At 66.5% G+C, this 19,079-nt stretch carries 16 protein-coding genes and 1 tRNA gene; 10 read left to right on the forward strand and 7 right to left on the reverse strand.

Annotation, left to right across the window (positions count from 1 at the left end):
• Window positions 1–113: 113 nt before the first annotated feature.
• Both ACERNI_RS05335 and ACERNI_RS05340 read right to left on the reverse strand, forming a co-directional pair.
• Window positions 114–1,574, reverse strand: a complete 1,461-nt coding sequence (locus ACERNI_RS05335) for a M48 family metalloprotease (RefSeq protein WP_448832241.1) — start codon at window positions 1,572–1,574, stop codon at window positions 114–116.
• Window positions 1,571–2,455: a thermonuclease family protein gene (locus tag ACERNI_RS05340; protein ID WP_448832242.1), complete on the reverse strand. Its 885-nt coding sequence runs from the start codon at window positions 2,453–2,455 to the stop codon at window positions 1,571–1,573. The genes ACERNI_RS05335 and ACERNI_RS05340 overlap by 4 nt, the downstream gene beginning before the upstream one ends.
• A gap of 170 nt (window positions 2,456–2,625) precedes the next feature.
• Here ACERNI_RS05340 and ACERNI_RS05345 point away from each other — a divergent pair.
• Window positions 2,626–2,702 (forward strand) — tRNA-Arg (locus ACERNI_RS05345).
• Between the two features lie 144 nt (window positions 2,703–2,846).
• Window positions 2,847–4,667 (forward strand): ABC transporter ATP-binding protein, encoded by a 1,821-nt coding sequence (locus ACERNI_RS05350; RefSeq protein ID WP_448832243.1) that lies wholly within the window; start codon window positions 2,847–2,849, stop codon window positions 4,665–4,667.
• Here ACERNI_RS05350 and ACERNI_RS05355 read toward each other — a convergent pair.
• Entirely contained in the window at window positions 4,651–5,376 is a 726-nt protein-coding gene (locus ACERNI_RS05355; RefSeq protein ID WP_448832244.1) for a fused DSP-PTPase phosphatase/NAD kinase-like protein, read from the reverse strand. The two genes, ACERNI_RS05350 and ACERNI_RS05355, sit on opposite strands and share 17 nt — an antisense overlap.
• A gap of 329 nt (window positions 5,377–5,705) precedes the next feature.
• Here ACERNI_RS05355 and ACERNI_RS05360 point away from each other — a divergent pair, with 329 nt between their 5' ends.
• Together ACERNI_RS05360 and ppa are read left to right on the forward strand one after the other, a co-directional pair.
• Window positions 5,706–6,227, forward strand: a complete 522-nt coding sequence (locus ACERNI_RS05360; RefSeq protein ID WP_448832245.1) for an N-acetyltransferase family protein — start codon at window positions 5,706–5,708, stop codon at window positions 6,225–6,227.
• Between the two features lie 156 nt (window positions 6,228–6,383).
• Complete coding sequence (gene ppa / locus ACERNI_RS05365; protein WP_448832246.1) at window positions 6,384–6,920, forward strand: inorganic diphosphatase; 537 nt, start codon at window positions 6,384–6,386, stop codon at window positions 6,918–6,920.
• Between the two features lie 111 nt (window positions 6,921–7,031).
• On the opposite strand, the gene ACERNI_RS05370 is transcribed toward ppa, so the two are convergent.
• Window positions 7,032–9,065, reverse strand: a complete 2,034-nt coding sequence (locus ACERNI_RS05370) for a protein meaA (RefSeq protein WP_448832247.1) — start codon at window positions 9,063–9,065, stop codon at window positions 7,032–7,034.
• Window positions 9,066–9,495: 430 nt separating this feature from the next.
• Between ACERNI_RS05370 and ccrA the strand changes: the two genes are divergently transcribed.
• The gene (gene ccrA / locus ACERNI_RS05375) at window positions 9,496–10,773 is read left to right on the forward strand and encodes a crotonyl-CoA carboxylase/reductase (protein WP_448832248.1); all 1,278 of its coding nucleotides are present in this window, start codon (window positions 9,496–9,498) and stop codon (window positions 10,771–10,773) included.
• Between the two features lie 143 nt (window positions 10,774–10,916).
• Here the strand turns inward: ccrA and ACERNI_RS05380 are convergent, their stop codons facing one another.
• Together ACERNI_RS05380 and ACERNI_RS05385 are read right to left on the reverse strand one after the other, a co-directional pair.
• Window positions 10,917–11,849, reverse strand: coding sequence for a YihY/virulence factor BrkB family protein (locus tag ACERNI_RS05380; protein ID WP_448832249.1), 933 nt, complete (start codon window positions 11,847–11,849; stop codon window positions 10,917–10,919).
• A 15-nt stretch (window positions 11,850–11,864) separates the two neighbouring features.
• Window positions 11,865–12,266, reverse strand: a complete 402-nt coding sequence (locus ACERNI_RS05385) for a hypothetical protein (RefSeq protein WP_448832250.1) — start codon at window positions 12,264–12,266, stop codon at window positions 11,865–11,867.
• Here ACERNI_RS05385 and ACERNI_RS05390 point away from each other — a divergent pair.
• From ACERNI_RS05390 to ACERNI_RS05410, 5 genes are all read left to right on the forward strand, one after another.
• Window positions 12,265–13,179, forward strand: coding sequence for a DMT family transporter (locus ACERNI_RS05390; protein WP_448832251.1), 915 nt, complete (start codon window positions 12,265–12,267; stop codon window positions 13,177–13,179). The genes ACERNI_RS05385 and ACERNI_RS05390 overlap by 2 nt on opposite strands.
• Window positions 13,180–13,477: 298 nt before the next feature.
• Window positions 13,478–15,172 (forward strand): acyl-CoA dehydrogenase family protein, encoded by a 1,695-nt coding sequence (locus ACERNI_RS05395; protein WP_448832252.1) that lies wholly within the window; start codon window positions 13,478–13,480, stop codon window positions 15,170–15,172.
• Window positions 15,169–15,591: a RidA family protein gene (locus ACERNI_RS05400; RefSeq protein WP_448832319.1), complete on the forward strand. Its 423-nt coding sequence runs from the start codon at window positions 15,169–15,171 to the stop codon at window positions 15,589–15,591. The genes ACERNI_RS05395 and ACERNI_RS05400 overlap by 4 nt, the downstream gene beginning before the upstream one ends.
• 72 nt (window positions 15,592–15,663) lie before the next feature.
• Window positions 15,664–16,773: a 3-isopropylmalate dehydrogenase gene (gene leuB / locus ACERNI_RS05405; protein ID WP_448832253.1), complete on the forward strand. Its 1,110-nt coding sequence runs from the start codon at window positions 15,664–15,666 to the stop codon at window positions 16,771–16,773.
• A gap of 801 nt (window positions 16,774–17,574) precedes the next feature.
• A complete protein-coding gene (locus tag ACERNI_RS05410; RefSeq protein WP_448832320.1) occupies window positions 17,575–17,880 on the forward strand; it encodes a DUF2794 domain-containing protein in 306 nt (101 codons plus the stop codon).
• A gap of 238 nt (window positions 17,881–18,118) precedes the next feature.
• Here ACERNI_RS05410 and ACERNI_RS05415 read toward each other — a convergent pair whose 3' ends face one another.
• On the reverse strand, window positions 18,119–18,901 hold the full coding sequence (locus ACERNI_RS05415; protein ID WP_448832254.1) for a Bax inhibitor-1/YccA family protein: 783 nt from the start codon (window positions 18,899–18,901) through the stop codon (window positions 18,119–18,121).
• Between the last annotated feature and the right edge of the window lie 178 nt (window positions 18,902–19,079).

Consider the following 19,079-nt stretch of genomic DNA (forward strand, 5'->3'; position numbering starts at 1 on the left):
ACGGGGAGAAACCGCCCCCCACGCCGTTTGCGGGCAGCGGAGCCGGTGACGGCTCACGGCGCCGGCGTTGCGCAACGCCTGATCGACCGGCGCTTCCACCTGCCGGACAGCCGCTAGTCGACAATCTTGTAGGAATAGCCGGGAACGGGCGCTTCGCCCTCGCGCAACCCATTGATGGCGGCGAAGCGCGCCAGGGGATTGTCGACGCCCTGCATGCGCGCGGCGAGGCTTTGCTGGGTGTCTTCCGGCCGCGCCGTGACAATGCGGATGCGCAGCGGCGCGACGGAGCGCGCCTCTTCCGCCGTCAGCCTGCGGATGCTGCGGAGGCTTTCCTCGAACCTGGCCTGCTCCTGCGCGCCCGGCGACCGCGTGGCGTACAGCAGGCGATAGGTGACATTGTCGATGCGAACGGCGCCGAGCAGGAACATCCAGTCCTTGCCCTGGGCTTCGGCGACCACCATTGGCGCGGCCCCGCCCTCGAGCGCGCGGATGTTCCGCGCCGCGAGGCCATCAATCCATCCGGAGGCGATAAAGGACTCCAGGGATTCGCCGACGTCGCTGATATGGTCGAAGCGCAATGCCCCGGCCGAGCCGCCATGCGCCAGCCCGATGACGGCTTCCGCCGACGCCTCCAGCTGGAAGCCTTCCGGCGCGACGAACGTCACGGCGAGACGGGGGCTGGCGAACATGCGCCCGCGCACCACGCCAGCCGCTGCGTCATCACCATAAAGCATGCCGTTGATGGCGCCGGCGTAGTCCTCCGCCGCGCCGGCGGTGGTTTCACTGGCGCCCGTTTCACGCGCCACGGAGATTGCCGCGGCGACGCGCTCCGGCGTCGATGGGTGGGACGACAGGAAGTCGACGGCCTTGCCGCCATTACCGCTCCGCAGCTTCGCATGGCGATCCAGCGCCACCAGGAAGCGCGCCGCGCTGTAAGGGTCATAGCCCGCGCGAGCGATGACATTGACGCCGATCCGGTCCGCCTCCAGCTCCTGGGCGCGCGAGAACCGCGCAAGGGTCACCCGGCCTTCACTCTTGGCCACGCGGCTGGCGTTGGGGTCATTGAGCACGTCGGCCACCACGCGCGTCACCAGGGCCGAGCGCTGCGCCAGCTCGGCGCGCGCCCTGGCGTGCTCCAGCGTCACATGGGCGATCTCGTGGGCGAGCACAGCCGCCACCTCGCCTTCATCCCGCGCCAGCTCAAGCAGACCACGGGTGACATACACCTTGCCATTGGGCAGGGCGAACGCGTTGATCGTGGGCGAATTCAGAATCTCGACGCCATAGGCGTTGGCCGGTCGCCCCGTCACCCTGGCGATGCGCTCAACCACCCGGTTCAGCAAGCTGTCCATCGGCGCCCAGCGATAGCGGCCGCCCAGCGAGGCCGCCAGCCGCTGCTGCTCGCGCTCAACAGCGCGCTCAACGCCGGTGACCCGGGGGGCGCTGTCAGGAACCTTCAGGCTGGCGATCGCGTCCGGGTCCGCCGACACGCACCCGGCAAGCAGCAGCGCGATCGCCGGAACGCTCACGACGCATCGCGTGAAGCCGGGGAAACACAGCGCTCGTCTCGTCAAGGGCGACTTCCCGTTTCTGCGACTTCCAGCTCGGCGGGCGAGGCAAGCTCGATCAGTGGACCGCCCCTGCTCTCAACAATACCCCTGACGCGGACCAGACCGCCCTGCAGCCGGGCGACCGTTAACCCGCTCCTCTTAACCATACGCCAGATTCGCGCCGGCGCCGAGACGGTCATGTCTTCAGACCATTGTGAACCGAAATTCAGCCAGGTCTGACCGGTCTGTTCGTTAACGCTCGCCACCTGGCCCTCGACAATCACGAACCGCCCTTCCTGCCGGAGAATGGCTCCCGGCTGCGCGGCTGGCAGCGGCGCATAGGCCGGTTCGCCCCATAGCGCAAGTTTCGCCGTTTCGGCGGCCCTCTCCGCCTCCCGCCAGGCCTGCAGTTCCGCTGGCGCCGGCTCGTTGGCTGCCTCGGGTCGCAGCCGCGCCAGCCCCCGCGCCAGCAGCCACGCCTGAACATTGACGCACCGGCCCTGAAGGTCGACGTCAGCGACCACGCCGGACGCGCCCCACCGGTCGCGGGCGCCGCCATTACGCGCCCGGATTTCAGGCGGAGCAGCGGAGGCGCCGCCGAGCAGCCCATCAAGCGCCGCCTTGCGCGCCGGCGCAAAAGCCTCCGGCGTATCCAGCCAGGCCAGCCGCGCGACCTCGCCGCTGGCCAGCAACAGTTCCCCCCGCGCCGTGACGCCGGCCACCGGAAACCGGACGTCATCGGGCGCGGACCGGCAGGCGCCGCCATCGCCAGCCCAGACAGGAGCGCCCAGCAGCACAAGCCCGCAAAGGCCCCACAGGATCCGCTGCAAGAGGCCTGTCTGGAGCGAAACCGCCGCGGCCGCCGCAATCGCCATCCGCCCGGCCATCGCGCATGACGACGCCATATCCCCTCCAGACCATCTGGCTGAAGCACGCCGGCCGGAAAACCGGCCAGCAAACCGGCCACGCCCACTGCATTCTGGAAAAACCCACGAGCGGACGTGACGGCGGCTCGCGTCCGCGCTATATGATCCGCCGTATCTTACATGCCCGCCCGCACTGCGGCCATGTGGGGCTCCCGGTAGCTCAGCAGGATAGAGCAACGGTTTCCTAAACCGTAGGTCAGGGGTTCGAATCCCTTCCGGGAGGCCAGTTTTCGCCTTGCGCTGCCCCTTGGGCTGCCCCCACCCGGTCGCGGGCTGGCGGCGTGGCGGGCCAGCGCGGACAAATTTAGCCGCGATCTGTTGCTTTGGCGCCGAATTGCCGGCGATCCCCCCGCGTGATAGCCAGCGCCGCATGAGCAAGCCCAAGCGCAGCGCCGCCCTTGACCTGAGCGGCGACACCATCGCCACCATTCGCCGTCTCTGGCAAAGCCAGATGCGCGCGCACTGGCGCATGCTCGCCGTGGTGCTGTTGTGCATTGGCCTCGTCGCCGGAGCCACCGGCCTCTATCCGGTGCTGATCAAGCACGCGTTCGACGCCTTCACCAACAAGGACACGCAGGCCATCCTGTATGCGCCGCTATTCGTCATCGCCGTCACCTCGGTGCGCGGCTTCTCGCTGCTGGCGCAGAGCGTGCTGACCAACAAGGTGGTGACCCAGGTCGAAGCGGACATGCAGACCGAGCTGTACGCCCATCTGATCGACGCCGATCTGGCGCAACTGGGCGAGGAAAGCCCCGCCGCCCTCACCCAGCGCTTCACCACCGATTTCGCCTTCATCAAGGAGGCGCTGACGCGGATCTCCACCGTCTTCCTGCGCGACGTCGCCCAGATCATCGCGCTCGTGTGCGCCATGCTGTGGATCGATCCGGTGCTGACCATCGCCGCCGCCCTGGTCGTGCCCTTCGCCGCCATCCCCATCGGCCGCATCGGCAAAAAGCTGCGCCGGGTAGCCAATTCCACCCAGGAGCAGATCGGCGCCATGGCCGGCCTGGTGTCGGAAAGCCTCTCAGGCGCCCGGGTCGCCAAGACCTTCAGCCTCGAGGGCTATCTCAAGCAGCGCGCCTGGCAGGCGTTTGACGAGGTGCGCAAGCTGAAGATGAAAGCGGCCAACGCGCGCGGCCGCCTCGATCCGCTGCTGGAAGTCGGCGGCGGCGTCGCCGTGGCCGGCGTGCTGGTGCTGATCGGCCTGCGCATTTCGCGCGGCGAGAGCACCGTTGGCGAATTCACCGGCTTCGTCACGGCGCTGCTGCTCGCCGCCCAGCCGATGCGCTCCATCGGCAACCTCAACGCCATCGTCCAGGAGGCCATGGCGGCGCTGAAGCGCTATTACGCCATCATGGACCGGAGCCCGACCATCGTCGAGCAGCCCGGCGCCATGGACCTCCAGGTCAGCGCCGGCGCCATCTCTTTCGACCGCGTCAGCTTTCGCTACCATGATGAGGCGACGGCGCTGCGCGACGTCACTCTCAGCGTTCCGGGCGGATCGGTGACCGCGCTGGTCGGCCGCTCCGGCTCGGGCAAATCGACGCTGATGGCGCTGGTTCCCCGCCTTTACGATGTAACGGAAGGCGCCGTGCGCATTGACGGCGCCGACGTGCGCGCGGTGACGCTGCAATCATTGCGTCGCCAGATCGCCGTGGTCAGCCAGGACGTGGTGCTGTTCGACGACAGCGTGCGCGCCAACATTGCCTTCGGCCGGCCTGACGCCACCGACGCCGAAATCCAGGCGGCGGCGGAAGCGGCGGCGGCGCACGGCTTCATCAGCCGCCTGCCGGAAGGATACGCGACCCGCGTCGGCCATGGCGGCTCGCGCCTGTCTGGCGGCGAGCGCCAGCGGATTTCGCTGGCCCGCGCCATTCTCAAGGACGCCCCAATCCTGCTGCTGGACGAGGCCACCAGCGCCCTCGACGCCGAGAGCGAGCAGATCGTGCAGACTGCTTTGGCCCGGCTGATGCGGGGGCGCACGACCCTCGTCATCGCCCACCGTCTCGCCACGGTGCGGGAAGCGGACCAGATCGTGGTGATGGACCACGGGCAGATCATCGAGACCGGGACCCACGCCGTCCTGGTCGAAGCCGGCGGCGTCTATGCCCGCCTCAGCCGCATGCAACTGGTCGACGATGGTCCCGCCATCGCAACCGGGGCCGGCGAGGCCGTTACTCGCGGCGGATAATGCGGTCGACCACCAGGTCAGAGAGCAAACCCGGCCGGAAGTTGCGCTTGACCGCCTCCGGATCATAAATGGTGTCCACCCAGGTCAGAAAGTCGACGCCGTTGGCCTCGCCCTCGCGCAGATAGGCGTCGAAGAAAGCGTCCAGCACGCCGGTGCGGGCAAAACGGAAATGGCCATAACGCCAGGACAGTTGCCGCATCGCCTCACGCACCGGCAGCTTTTCGTGCAGGACCAGATACAGCGCCGACATCATGCCGGCCCGGTCGGCGCCGGATTTGCAATGCACCAGCGCAGGATATTCCAGCGTCTCGAAGAAACGCTTCGCCGCATGAATGGTTTCGCGGTCCGGCGCTTCCCGCGAGCGCACCACGAATTCGGTCAGCGTCACCCCGTGGCGCTCGCAAGCCTCGCGCTCGAGCGGCCATGAGCCGTATTCGCGCCCGCCGCGCAGATTGACGATGGTGCGCAGACCCTGTTTCGCCAGCCGGCCGATCTGAGTGGGCGTCGGCTGGGCGGCGCGCCAGAACTCGGGCGTCACCCGGAACAGGTTGAGATAAGCGACGCGAAACACGCCGTGGTCCACCAGCAGCATGTTGGTCCACGCGCGCATGCGATCCCACGTCCCGCCCACGGGCCTGTCCCAGCGGGCGATCCGCGCCATGCGCCGCGCATAGCGCTCTTCATCCTTCAGTGGTCGACCGAACCCCATCTGCCTTCCTGGTCAAGAATACCCGCCCGCCGGGCGGCGCTGTTTAACAGACAGTCGCGCCAATCCAAAGCGGCTCCGGCAAAGGCTGCGCCCCCATGGCGCCGGCTGCCTCGCCTGAGGCCCCCGCCGGAACCGCGTGCGCCGAACGCGCGAATTTCGCGGCCTGATGCAGGCTCCGGCCATTCGCGCCGTTCTTTTCGCGAAAGTGGGGTCCATTTTTCCCTGAAATGGCCCCAAAGACATCGACAGACATACATTCTTGCCCGCTTCACGCTTTCGTCAGCACAGCCCAGCTTGTCGATCCTGGAGCTGTTACATACGCTCTCTTTATGCGTGAACTTGTCATCAGCATCCGTCGCGCCAGACTCTCCGATGCCGAGGGTCTTTCAATCGTGCATGATGCTGCCTGGCGTGAAGCGTATCAGGGCATGCTGCCCGGCGTCGCGCTGGAGCGGATGATCACCCGGCGCGGGCCTGACTGGTGGCGGCAGAACGCCACGCGGGGCAATGAACCCGGCAGTCGCCAGATGTTGGTTCTGGAGGTCGGCGATCAGGTCGGCGGCTATGTCATCTATGGCCCCAACCGCATGCTTTCCCTGCCGCAGCGCGGCGAGATCGACGCCCTGTATCTGGATCCGGTTTGTCAGGGGCTCGGCCTTGGCCGCCGGCTGTTTCGCGCGGCCCGGCGCGATCTGTCCGGCCGCTCGCTCGGCTCAACGGTGATCTGGTGCCTCGACGCCAACACGCGCGGCAGCCAGTTTTACGCCGGCCTTGGCGGGGCGCGCCATACCCACGCCGACTTTCGCATTGGCGGCGTGGATTTCCCCGCCAGCGCCTGGACATTCAGTTAAGCGCGCCCTGTCCGGAGGCCAGTTGCGCCGTGTTCTGCTCCCGGACGAAAAAAACCTCTGTCTCACTTGTTGTTGCGGCCGATCGGACCTAAACAGACGCCGTTCACGGGACAAACCGTCCTGCAATCCATTCACGGCTTTTACCGGAAGACTCCCATGCGCCTTGACGCGATTTCGATCGGCAAGAATCCGCCCCACGACATCAATGTCATCATTGAGGTTCCGCTCGGCGGCGAGCCAATCAAGTACGAAATGGACAAGGATGCGCAGATCCTGACCGTGGATCGCTTCCTGTACACCCCGATGCGCTATCCGGGGAACTACGGCTTCGTGCCCCACACCCTGTCCGAGGATGGCGATCCGATCGACGTTCTGGTGGCCAACACCCGCCCGATCGTGCCAGGCGCCATGATGAACTGCCGCCCGATCGGCGTGCTGAAGATGGAAGACGATGGCGGCGGCGACGAGAAGATCATCGCCGTGCCGTCCACCAAGCTGACGCGTCGCTACGAAAGCGTGCAGAACTACACCGACCTGCCCGAGATCACCTGGAAGCAGATCGAGCACTTCTTCCTGCACTACAAGGATCTTGAAGCCGGCAAGTGGGTCAAGCTGAGCGGCTGGGGCGACGCTGAAGAGGCTCACCGTTACATCGCCGAGGCCATTGAGCGCGGCAAGAAGCTGAAGGCCTGAGCTTTCAGCCCCGCGAGAACGCAAAAAAGCGCCCGAAAGGGCGCTTTTTTTATTCGGACTGGCCGCCCACGGGGCGGCCAGTCGTTTGATCCGGCCTTGACCTGCCGCGCACTACTGCGCCGCGCCAGCCTTGTCCTGGTTGTCCAGCGACCGCTGGACCACATGGACGATGCCCTTCATCACTTCGTCGAGGGCATAGTCCTTGGGAGTGTAGACCGCGGCGACGCCGATATTCTTCAGCACCAGCTCGTCCTCGGGCGGCACGATGCCGCCGACCACCACCGGAATGTGATCCAGCCCCTCGGCGCGCAGCTTCGCCTTCACCTCGCGAACCAGCGGCACGTGCGAGCCGGAGAGGATCGACAGGCCGATGACGTGGGCGTTGGTCTCGCGGGCCCGGCGGACAATCTCGGTCGGCGTCTGGCGGATGCCCTCATAGGTTACGTCCATGCCGACGTCGCGGGCGCGCAGCGCCACCTGCTCGGCGCCGTTGGAATGGCCGTCAAGGCCAGGCTTGCCAACGACGATGCGCGGAGCCGCGCCGATGCGGTCGGCGAGATCGGCGACCAGCAGCCGCACCTCGCGCTCGATCTCCGGGGACTTCGTCTCGATGGTGACGCCGGTCGGCGCGCGGTATTCACCGAAGATGTCGCGCAGGGTCTGGCCCCATTCGCCGGTGGTCACGCCGACGCGGGCGCAGACGATCGACGGCTCCATGACATTGCGGCCCTCGCGCGCCGCGGCGGCGAGATCGGCCAGCGCCGCATCCACCGCCGCCTGATCGCGGCCGGCGCGCCAGGCGCGGATCTTGCTCACCGCCTCCATTTCCACCGTCTCGGGAACGGTCAGGATGGCCCCCTCGCCGGCGGTCAGCGGCGACGGCTCACTCTCCATCCAGCGGTTGACGCCAACGACCACCAGCGAACCGTCCTCGATGGACGCCAGCCGGCGGGCATTGGACTCCACCAGGGCGCGCTTCATCACGCCGTTCTCGACGGCGACGATGGCGCCGCCCATGGCGTCGATGCGGGCCAGTTCGGCGCGCGCCGCCGCCTTCAGGTCCTCCACCTTGCGGGTGATCTCGATAGAGCCGTCGAAAATATCGCCGTAGTCGAGCAGATCGGTCTCATAGGCCATGATCTGCTGCATGCGGATCGACCATTGCTGGTCCCAGGCGCGCGGCAGGCCCAGCGCCTCGTTCCACGCCGGCAACTGCACGGCGCGGGCGCGGGCGTTCTTCGACAGCACCACCGCCAGCATCTCGATCAGGATGCGGTAGACGTTGTTCTCCGGCTGCGGCTCGGTGAGGCCCAGCGAGTTCACCTGCACGCCGTAGCGAAACAGTTTCTGGCGGGCGTCGGTGATGCCGTAGCGCTCGGTGCAGATTTCGTCCCACAATTCGACGAAGGCCCGCATCTTGCACATTTCGGTGATGAAGCGCAGGCCGGCGTTCACAAAGAACGAGATGCGCGCCACCACCTTGCCGAAACCGGCTTCATCCACCTCGCCGGAGGCCTTCACCGTGTCGAGCACCGCGATGGCGGTGGCGAGTGCGTAGGAGAGTTCCTGCACCGGCGTCGCGCCGGCTTCCTGCAGATGGTAGGAGCAGACGTTCATCGGGTTCCACTTGGGAACCTCGCGGGTGGTGAACAGCGCCACGTCCTTGATCAGGCGCATGGATGGCGCCGGCGGGAACACGTAGGTGCCGCGCGACAGATATTCCTTGATGATGTCGTTCTGCGTCGTGCCGGTGAGGGCGGAGCGCGGCGCGCCCTGCTCGTCGGCCACGGCGATGTACAGCGCCAGCAGCCAGGCCGCCGTGGCGTTGATGGTCATCGAGGTGTTCATGGTCTCGAGCGGGATGCCGTCGAACAGCGCCCGCATGTCGCCGATATGCGACACCGGCACGCCCACCTTGCCAACCTCGCCGCGCGCCAGTTCGTGATCAGGATCGTAGCCGGTCTGGGTCGGCAGGTCGAAGGCGACCGAGAGGCCGGTCTGGCCCTTGGCGAGGTTGCTGCGGTACAGGCGGTTGGACTCAACCGCCGTTGAGTGGCCAGCGTAGGTGCGGAAGATCCAGGGTTTGTCGCGTGCGACCGTCGGGCCGGCGTTGGCGCCTGCTGCGGTGCTGTCCTGTGCGCTCATCAAGCCACTCACTCATAGGGTCCGGCCGCCTTGCGCCTCGGCGTCAGCGACGGACAAAAAACTGCGCCCCACGCGGGAGCTGTTGCATGAAACGCCAATCTAGCCCGAAGATGTCGAAACGTCTGCCGGGCGCGCAACGGAAGCGCATCAAACTTTTGGCCAACTTCCGGGCTCCCGTCGCCATGTCTATATCTCGGAGACTGGCGCGGTCTGCGGTTCCGGAAGCGAAACGCTATCTGGCCGCCTGTCGCGCCGGATGTCGCGCCCCGCCTGGAGCTGGCGCGCCTGAGCTTTGTTTATACGCGGCCGCCTCCGTCTGACAGCGGGCGAACGCCGCAATCAGCAAGGCGGAGCACGATCCGGCCCTACCGGAACGCCGCCCGCCCGTTATCATAGCCCTTCCGTACGGGCCATGGAGTGGAACATCATCATGACCGCCGTTCAGAAGTCGTCCAGTGGAGAGCAGAAGGATCTGTACCGCATGGGCGAGGTGCCGCCGCTCGGCCATGTGCCAGCCAACATGACGGCGTGGGTGGTGCGCAAGGAACGCCACGGCCCGCCAGACACCGCCATGCTGCTGGAAACCGTGCCGACCTGGACGGTGGGCGAGGACGAGGTGCTGATCTATGTGATGGCCGCCGGCGTCAACTATAACGGCGTCTGGGCCGCACTCGGCGAGCCGATCTCAGTGCTGGACGCCCACAAGCAGCCTTTCCATATCGCCGGCTCTGACGCCTCTGGCGTCGTCTGGGCGGTCGGCAGCAAGGTGAAGCGCTGGAAGGTCGGCGACGAGGTCGTGGTGCACTGCAACCAGGACGACGGCGACGACGAGGAATGCAACGGCGGCGACCCGATGTTCTCCTCCTCCCAGCGCATCTGGGGCTATGAGACGCCGGACGGCTCTTTTGCCCAGTTCTGCCGCGTGCAGTCGCGCCAGCTCATGGAAAAGCCGCGCCACCTCACCTGGGAGGAGGCCGCCTGCTACACTCTGACGCTGGCCACCGCCTACCGCATGCTGTTCGGCCATGCGCCGCACACCATCAAGCCTGGCGACAACGTGCTGGTCTGGGGCGCCTCGGGCGGCCTCGGCGTGTTCGGCGTGCAGCTCTGCGCCGCTTCCGGCGCCAACGCCATTGGCGTGATTTCGGATGAATCGAAGCGCGATTACGTCATGCAGCTCGGCGCCAAGGGCGTCATCAACCGCAAGGACTTCGACTGCTGGGGCCAGATGCCCAAGGTGAACTCGCCCGAGTTCAACACCTGGACCAAGAACGCCCGCGCCTTCGGCAAGGCCATCTGGGACATCACCGGCAAAAAGGACGTCGATATCGTTTTCGAGCACCCGGGCGAGGCGACTTTCCCGGTCTCGGCCCTGGTGGCGAAGCGCGGCGGCATGGTGGTGTTCTGCGCCGGCACGTCCGGCTTCAACATCACCTTCGACGCCCGCTACGTCTGGATGCGGCAGAAGCGCATCCAGGGCTCGCACTTCGCCCACCTCAAGCAGGCCTCCGCGGCGAACCAGTTCGTCATTGACCGCCGCATCGACCCCTGCATGTCCGAGGTCTTCAAGTGGAATGACATTCCGGACGCCCACATGAAGATGTGGCAGAACCGCCATGCGCCTGGCAACATGGCCGTGCTGGTCAACGCGCCGCGCACCGGCCTGCGCAACCTCGACGACGTTATCGAGGCCAGCAAGGGCGGCTGAGGCCCGACAAGGCGGACATCGCTGGCCCGAAATCGCTCCAGGACAGGCGGCAGGCCATGCGGGAGCGCTCCAGGGCGGGACGTCTGAGCGACACAGAAAAACCGGCCCTGGCGGCCGGTTTTTTTATGCGCGCCCCCAATTCCTCAGTCACTCTCCTCCGCGTAATCGATCAGCGCCGCGTTGACCTCGCCGCCGAGCAAAAAGAGCGCGCCCAGCACGTAAAGGAACACCAGCGCGATGGCGACCGAGGCGAGCCCCGCGTAAGTGGTGACATAGCCGCGCTGGCCAAAGTCGGCGATATAGGCCCCGAAAATCGCGCCGCCGACGAACCATGCGATGATGGTCAGAGCCACGCCCGGCATCACCTGGCGAAAGCTGCGCCGGCCGGCGGCGATCAGCATGTGCGCCGCCGTCAGCACCACGAACATCACCGCGCCGGTCACCACGTAGCGGACCACGCCGACGAGGAAGCGCAGCGGTTGCAACTGCGCCTCCAGCGCCGGAGCCCACGCCATCACCGCCTGCCAAAGCACCGGCCACAGCACCACCAGCACGGCGAAGATCATCAGCGCCGCCGCGCTCACCAGCACGAACAGGATGGATTCCAGCCGGGTCCAGTACCAGGACCGCCATTCCACCGCCCCATAGGCGCGGTTGAGCCCGATGCGCAGCGCCTCAATGCCGTTGGAGGCGAAGTAGACGGCGAACAGCGCGCCGACGGTCAGCGCATCGCCGCGCGTCACCGTCAGCACCTTGCGGATTTCGCTGGCCAGCGGCGCGGCGATGTCCGCCGGCCAGACCTCGAACAGCAGCGTCGCGGCGCGATTGGCCAGATCGGCGGCGCCAATCATGCTCGCCAGCGAAGCGATAACGATCATGAATGGAAACAGCGCCATCAGCGCCGACATGGCGATATGGCTGGCAAGCGCCCAGCCGTCGTGCTCCAGGAAGCGGTTGATGGCGACGCTGAACACCCGGTAGATCGCGATGATGACTGCCCCCTGATTGCCTGAAGCGTTTCCTGAAACAGGGCGGCGGCCGCCCGCGACAGGACTGCGCGTCCACCTGGATAACATGAAGCCAATTCCGGTTCAGGATAAACGGATTCTGCTCCAGGCGCCGATCCTGCGCCCGCGCCACCCATGCGCCCGCACGAAGCACAACGCGGGGCGGCCCAAAAGGCAACCCCGCCCGCCGGTTTCCTGGCCCACCCCATCTGGCGCATGGTCCTCATGCGTCGCGGCGATTGCTTTTGAGCGCAAAAAATCCCACCACTGTTGCGCCGGGATCAGAGTTTGCTGCGCTGGCGGGGCCATAACCGGCTCTCCGCACGCGGCAACCTCCTGCCTCTCCTGGAAGCCCTGAATCAATAACGTCGCCGGAATTTTCACGAAGCCGCGCGCTACGCGGAAAATCAGGCGCGCCTTGCTCTGGCCTGACGCAGCAGCCGGCCGCGCTGCTGCGGCTGCCACATCCGGAAACGCCGTTCCCATGCCTCATTCCGCTCCGGCTGTCCGCCTTGCGGGCGCCGCTCTGGTCGTCATTCTCGCCAGCGGTTACATCGTCGCCCGCTACGCCGCCCCGCACGCCGAGCCGCTGACCTTTCTCTCCATCCGTTTCGCCGCCACGGCTCTGGTCATGGGCGTGCTCGCCGTCGCGGCGCGCGCGCCGTGGCCAGCTTCGGTGCGGGAATGGCGCGACATCGCCATCGCCGGCGCGCTATTGCAGGGCGTCATGCTCAGCGCCGTGTTCTGGAGCGTCCGGCACGGCCTGCCGGCTGGCGTCTGCGCGCTGATTCTCGCCCTGCAGCCGGTGCTCACTGGCCTGCTCGCCGGCCCGTTCCTCGGCGAGCGCGTGACGGCGCGGGCCTGGGCGGGTCTGGGCGCGGGGCTGGTCGGCGCCGGCATGGTGCTGGCGCCGCGCATTGCCGGCGACGACGCCCTGCCGCCCGCCGCGATCTTCGTCGCCGGCTGCGGCCTGGTGGCCATTTCCATCGGGACGCTCTGGCAGAAGAAAACCGGCCAGACCGGCGACCTCAAGGTCAACGTCACTATCCAGTTCCTCGCCGCCTTCGTGCTGGTGACGCCGCTGGCGCTGCTGGTTGAAGACCTGCATTTCGACGGCGCCGCCGAATTGTGGATCGCCATGGCCTGGTCGGTGCTCGGCACCTCGGCGGCCGGCATCCTGCTGATGCTGTGGCTGCTGCGGCGCATGCAGGTTTCAGCCATGTCGGCGCTGTTCTATCTGGTGCCCGTCACCGCCGCCGCCATGACCTGGCTGGTTTTCGGCGAAACGCTGACGCCGCTGCAGATCCTGGGCATGGTCATCGCCGTGGCGGGCGTCTGGCTGGCCAACCGCGCGCCGCGCGCGCGGCGGCCTCCGCCGGGCCCGACGCCGCCTGCATAGCGCGCATCTTTGCTCCCATTTGCCTGGATTTCGCCGTCACAACGGCGTTGCCTGCACAGACAGCTTGTTTATTGTGCCGCCAACAACCGGTTCTGTTGTGACTTTTGCCGGATTGTCACCCGCGCGCCCTCCGGCGCAATGTGACCTCCGGAATCGGTTCCCGTCAGATGGGCCGCCAGCGCCCGCAGCGGTGCGGCGGACAACCCGGATTGCTTCACGGCCGGCCCGCGCCGGCCCTGTCAGGATACAGCACCGCGACGCCCCCGACCGGACCGTCGCGTAACAAGGAAACTGCGTCATGAGCCAAGTGGCGACCGCCACCCTTCCCGCCGCCTCCGACCTCATTTCCCTGGTCAGCCGGGTTTCCGGCGATCTGGAGGCGTTGCAGGCCGCCGCCACCTCGGCGGTGCGCGCCCGCGTTTCCGAGAACGGCAAGGTCTCCGCCGCGCGGATCGACGCCGAGCAGCACGCCGCCCACGGCCTGTCCTGGCTCGCCACCTATGTCACCGGCGTGCGCGAGGCCGCCGGCTGGGCCCAGCGCCTCGCCGATGACGGCAAGTTCGGCGAAGTGGAGCAGCTGCTGCTGGCCATCGCCGCCGGCGAATACACGGCGCAGATTTTCGGCGGCATCCCGATCAGCCAGAACGAGATGGTCCGCCTCGCCGATCTGGGCGTTGACGCCGGCACGGTCGCCAGCCACCGCAGCGCTGCGGTTGAGGAACTGGTCGCCGCCGGCAACACCCCGGCCACCCGCCTGCGCCTCGTCGAACTGATGAAGGACATGGATGGCGGCTCCAGCATCGGCGCCACCGGCCTCGACGAGACGCTGGAAGCCATTCGCTCGGAAATGAAGCGCTTCGCCGACGCCGAAGTGGTTCCCTACGCCCATCAGTGGCACCTGAAGAATGAGTACATTCCGCTCGACGTGGTCGCCGGCATGGCCAGCCTCGGCGTGTTCGGCCTGACCATTCCGGAAGAATATGGCGGCATGGGCCTGTCCAAGGTCTCCATGTGCGTGGTTTCCGAAGAACTGTCGCGCGCCTATATCGGCGTCGGCTCACTCGGCACCCGTTCCGAGATCGCCGCCGAGCTGATCCTGGGCGGCGGCACCGACGCGCAGAAGCAGTACTGGCTGCCGAAGATCGCCTCGGGCGAGATCCTGCCGACCGCCGTGTTTACCGAGCCGAACACCGGCTCCGACCTCGCCTCGCTGCGCACCCGCGCCGTGAAGGAGGGCGAAGGGGACGCGGCTGTGTGGAAGGTTTACGGCAACAAGACCTGGATCACCCACCCGGTCCGCGCCGACGTGATGACCATGCTGGTGCGCACGAAGCCTGACGTGGCAGGCTATCGCGGCCTGTCGCTGCTGCTGGCCGAGAAGCCCCGCGGCGACGACGCCAACCCCTTCCCCGCCGACGGCATGACCGGTGGTGAGATCGAGGTGCTCGGCTACCGCGGCATGAAGGAGTTTGAACTGGCGTTCGACGGCTTCGAGGTGAAGGGCGAGAACCTGCTCGGCGGCGTCGAGGGCGAAGGTTTCCGCCAGCTCATGCAGACCTTCGAGTCAGCCCGCATCCAGACGGCGGCCCGCGCCGTCGGCGTCGCCCAGGCGGCGCTGGAAGTTGGCCTGCGCTATGCCCAGGAGCGCATCCAGTTCGCCAGGCCGATCATCAGCTTCCCGCGCGTCTCCGACAAGCTGGCGATGATGGCGGCGGAACTGATGATCGCCCGCCAGCTCACCTATTTCGCTGGCCGCGCCAAGGACGAAGGCAAGCGCTGCGACCTGGAGGCCGGCATGGCCAAGCTGCTGGCCGCCCGCATCGCCTGGTCGAACGCCGACAACGCCCTGCAGATCCACGGCGGCAACGGCTTCGCGCTGGAGTACACCGTGAGCCGCCTGCTCTGCGACGCCCGCATCCTGTCGATCTTCGAGGGCGCCGCTGAAATCCAGGCCCAGGTCATCGCCCGCCGCCTGATTGAGGGCGGCAACTGAGCGCCGACGACGACAATGCTGGCGGGGCCCGATCCCGCCAGCGCATCTCCACCGGCTCGCCCTTTGAGAGCGCATGGGGATATTCAAGGCTCGTCATCGACGGGCCTTTTGCCTTTGTGGCCGGAACCACCGGCTATGATTACGCGACGATGACCTTGCCCAAGGACGCGGCGGAACAGGCGCGCAACGCGTGGGCGACCATTTCGGAAACCTTGCGGCAGGGCGGCTTTGCCCTGGAGGACATCGTGCGGGCCACGTATTACGTCACCAGCCGCGACGACGCCCGCGCCGTGCTGGACGTCTGCGGCGCGGTGCTGGCCGGGATTCGCCCCGCCGCCACGGTGCTCGTCGTCTCCGGCCTCATCGAACCGGAAATGAAGGTCGAGATCGAAGTAACGGCCCTACGCGACCGGGGCTGAGCCCACAGAAAACTTGCCACCGGGCCGCCGCCGCGCCTAAACCCGGACGCGAACAATCTCTGTGAGGCGTCCATGGCATCCTTCAATCTTCTCCTGCTCCCCGGCGACGGCATCGGCCCCGAAGTCAACGTCGAAGTCGAAAAGCTGGTGCGCTGGCTCGACCAGGCTGGCGTGGCGAAATTCGAAATCGAGAAAGACCTGGTCGGAGGCTCCGCCTATGACGCCCATGGCGTGTCGATCACCGAGGAAGCCATGGCGCGCGCCCAGGCCGCCGACGCGGTGCTGTTCGGCGCCGTTGGCGGCCCCAAGTGGGATTCTGTGCCCTACGAAGTGCGCCCGGAAGCCGGCCTGCTGCGTCTGCGCAAGGACCTCGGCCTGTTCGCCAACCTGCGCCCGGCCATCTGCTATCCGGCGCTCGCCGAGGCATCCTCGCTGAAGCGCGAGCTGGTCGAAGGCCTCGACATCATGATCGTGCGCGAGCTGACCGGCGGCGTCTATTTCGGCGAGCCGAAGGAAATCGTCACCCTGGAGAACGGCGAGAAGCGCGCCGTCGACACCCAGCTCTACACCACCCATGAGGTGGAGCGCATCGCCCGCGTCGCCTTCGATCTGGCGGCGAAACGCAACAACCGCGTTGCCTCGGCCGAGAAGCGCAACGTCATGCGCACCGGCGTGTTGTGGCATGAGGTGGTGAGCCGCGTGCACCGCGAGGAGTTCGCCGGCGCGGCGCTGGAGCACGTGCTGGCCGACAATTGCGCCATGCAGCTGGTGCGCAACCCGAAGCAGTACGACGTGATCGTCACCGACAACCTGTTCGGCGACATCCTGTCCGACGTCGCCGCCATGCTGACCGGTTCGCTCGGCATGCTGCCGTCGGCCTCGCTGGGCGCGGAAGATCCGGTGACTGGCAAGCGCAAGGCGCTGTATGAGCCGGTGCACGGCTCGGCGCCAGACATCGCCGGCAAGGGCATGGCCAATCCGATCGCCATGATCGGCTCGCTGGGCATGGCGCTGCGCTATTCCTTCGGCCTCGGCGAAGCAGCCGACAAGCTGGACCTGGCCATTGCCAACGTGCTGGGCGCGGGCCTGCGCACCCGCGACATCGCCGGCCAGGGCGCCAACGCCGTCTCGACCAGCGAGATGGGCGACGCCATCATCGCCGAGATGCAGCGCCTCTCCTGAGGACAGGACGACGCCATCACAGGCAGCCGGCATGGCAGCCTGTGACGGCTGTCGGCCCGCCAGGCCGCGGATCCCGATACGGGAGCCTGAACGCAAAAAGAAACAGGGCCGGTCAGACCGGCCCTGTTTCTTTTTGTTGTCCGGCAGCCCAACCAGCCATCCGCCGGTGGGGCTGGGGGGCTGATAAACCCGGCGAAACAGCGTCAGACTGCCGGAACAACGAAGAGATTATTGACGTGACTTTGCGGCAACCGCAAGGCATGGCGATGTCGATATCGTGATTTTTCAATAACAATTTCTTGAACACCGACAAGTATAATAAACCTACACAATGATTGGTGTTTGCACAACAAATAATCATTCCCAATACAGCGACAATACAAATTCAGCCTCATGCCAGCGACGTCCGGGTCCGGAAATCGGAAATGCACGCGGCGATTTCCACAGCACAACAATCCCTGCCCTTGCGCGGGCAACAATCCCGGACAATTGCCTCGCGGCGCAGGCCATCCCCCGTCTCATGGCTGGCGCAGCCGCCATTTACCTCAGAGCCAATTGGCTTCAGACTGGTAAAGCAACACATCGGTCTTGCGCTCTGCATCCAGGAGGATAGCGACCGACATGATGACTTCCGAGCAACCGGCAGAAGATGAGCAGGCCGGGCGCCTGCCGTCCGGCGACGTGGTCGCCATCAGCGCCCCGCCTTCCCGGGCCGCCGTCCAGCCCCCACGGGCAGCTGCCCCTTCCCCCTCTTCCCCTTCCCAGCCAGCGCCAGCCCAGCCAGCGCCAGCCCAAGCCCCCATCCCTGCCCGGGTCAGCTTCGATCGCCGCGAACTGAACGCGCTGCTCAACCTTTATGGCCGGCGCGTGGCCGAAGGCGAATGGCGCGATTACGCCATCGACTTTCACAAGGACCGGGCCATCTTCTCGGTGTTCCGGCGAACGTCGGAAGCCCCCCTGTACCGCATCGAAAAGCAGCCGCGTCTCGAACGCAGGCAGGGCGCCTGGAGCGTGGTTTCGGCGGCGGGGCTCATCCTGAAACGCGGCAACGACCTCCCCCGGGTGCTCGCGGTGATCGACAAGCCCCTGCGCCTCGTGCGCGGCTAGCGTGCTTTCCGGTCAGACGGAATCGTCTGATCGACCAGAATTCACGCAGGACAGAGGCTCCAGACGCCGCCGCTGGAGCGGGATGCGGTTCGCCCCGGCCCTGTTCGCGATGCATTGTCTCCACGAAAAGTGGAGGCAGCTTTTTCCGACAGACGGCCAGCACAGCAGATACGAAAAAGGCCCCGCGAACGGGGCCTTCCACTTTGCGGTCCATACCGGACCTGTCGTCTCAACCGGATCAGTTGTTGCGCGAGCCGAACAGCTGCAGCAGCATCGTGAACAGGTTGATGAAGTCGAGATACAGCATCAGAGCGCCGAGGATCGACTTCTTGGCGGCGGTCTCATAACCGTCAGCCTCGTAGTACATCTCCTTGATGCGCTGGGTGTCCCAGGCGGTCAGACCGGAGAACACCAGCACGCCGACCAGCGAGATGGCGAACTGGAAGGCCGACGACTGCAGGAACAGGTTGACCAGCGAGGCGATCACCACGCCGATCAGGCCCATCACCAGGAAGGTGCCGAACGCCGACAGGTCACGCTTCGTGGTGTAGCCATAGAGGCTCAGACCACCGAACGCCGCCGCCGTGATGAAGAACACCCGGGCGATCGAGGCATGCGTGTAGACGAGGAAAATCGACGACAGCGACAGGCCCATGATCGCCGCGAAGGCGAAGAACAGCACGCGGGCCGTCGACGCCTGCATGCGCTCCATGCGGGCGCTCAGGAAGAACACGAAGGCGAGGGGCGCAAGGATCACCACCCACTTCAGCGGGCTGGCGAACAGCGCGTAACCCACGCTGGTCAGCATGATGTTGCCGGCCCGCGCCGCAGCCTGCGACGCGTCGTTCGTAACCGCCAGCATATACGCGCCGATGGCGACAAGGCCGGTGATGGCCAGGCCAACCACCATGTTGTTGTAGACACCGAGCATGTAGGACCGCAGGCCCTGATCGAGCTCTACAGTCCCGGTCTGGGCATACCCCTGGTTCAGCTCAGGGGCGCCGCGGTTCCAGTTTGACATTAAACCCTCACAACGTCTCATGGCGCGCATGCTTCAGCCCACAGGGGCCGGCAGTTGCACCGTCACCAAAACATGGTTGCTCGGCGCGCATAATACAAGTGAAAACCCGTTCATGCGTTAATGCGCCAACTGGAGCTGGCGACGGCGGGCCATCCGCCCCGAAACCAGTCGGGGCGGA

This window comes from Camelimonas sp. ID_303_24 (assembly GCF_053543495.1).